The following is a 1018-nucleotide window of genomic DNA, read 5'->3' as shown; positions in this document are numbered from 1 at the left end:
AAAATATAATTCATCTGAAAACCGAAAGCATTTTCAGCAAGAGATGTATTAATGGGAATATTGGTTCCAGAAATAATGCTATGCATAGTATTTTTAAAGGCATGCATATATCCCTCAGTCAGCTGCCAATGCCTGGAAATTTTTTCTGTTGCACCGGCAGTAACCTGATTTGTGACAATTGCAGGTGCTAAGAGATTGGAGTATAGATCGGCCTTACTGATAGGACTACTACCATATGAATAACCAGTACGCAACACTAGCCATGAATTGATGATGTACTGCATACCTATGCTTCCAATCCATGAATTCTTCCAATTTGTATCCATAGTGATATTACCCGTTTGAGTCCATGGACCATAAATAGTCACATTATTTAAAGTACTATTCCAGTTAATCCACTGACCTTCTACACTGATTAGAAGTTTCTGAGTAGGATGTACCGCTATACCTAAAGCAATTTGTTGAGGATAGTTTAGACGCATACTATACTGCCCAGTAGAGCCCGTCGCATTGATTTGTCCCGTAACGGGATTAGGTACAGATTCATTCGTTTCCTGCCAAGTGAGCGGCGTGAAAAATATTGGGGATCGGTAACTGGCGCCCAATGTTACCAATTTGTTGACTTTATAAACCACGCCTAGTGTTGCGCCTATTCCATAAGCATTAGCTGATTTAGAAAAATTCATTCCAGCACTGAATGGAAAGCCATTAGACATATTTCCTGAAGTAGTTTCTTGAAATCCTACACTTTCATCAGCAGCATCTAAAGCAATACCAATACTCCACTTGGAGGACGGTTTCCAAGCCAATCCTAACGCCATAATCATCATGGAAATACTACTGTAGGCATTTAATGTGGCAGGAATAATTTTTGAAGAATCAATAGGATTTGGCACAAAATATGGTTGCTGTGTGTAATTAACACCTAAACCGGCCGTACCAAAAATACCACCACCGAGAAACAATTGATGATGATCGACTGGTACCATCCATCCTAAAGCGGGGAGACCATAAATGT

1 protein-coding gene is annotated in these 1018 nt (G+C 39.7%); it reads right to left on the bottom strand.

Features of this window, described 5'->3' with window-relative positions; genetic code table 11:
* Positions 1 to 1018, bottom strand: a 1018-nt coding sequence (locus tag BLW97_RS17815) for an OmpP1/FadL family transporter (protein WP_075324139.1), incomplete at both ends; no start/stop codon positions are given.

The sequence above is a fragment of the Acidithiobacillus albertensis genome (assembly GCF_001931655.1).
GTDB classification, from domain to species: Bacteria; Pseudomonadota; Gammaproteobacteria; order Acidithiobacillales; family Acidithiobacillaceae; genus Acidithiobacillus; species Acidithiobacillus thiooxidans.
Note: the sequence above shows the minus strand (reverse complement) of the source record. Positions and strands in the feature narration are given on the sequence as shown.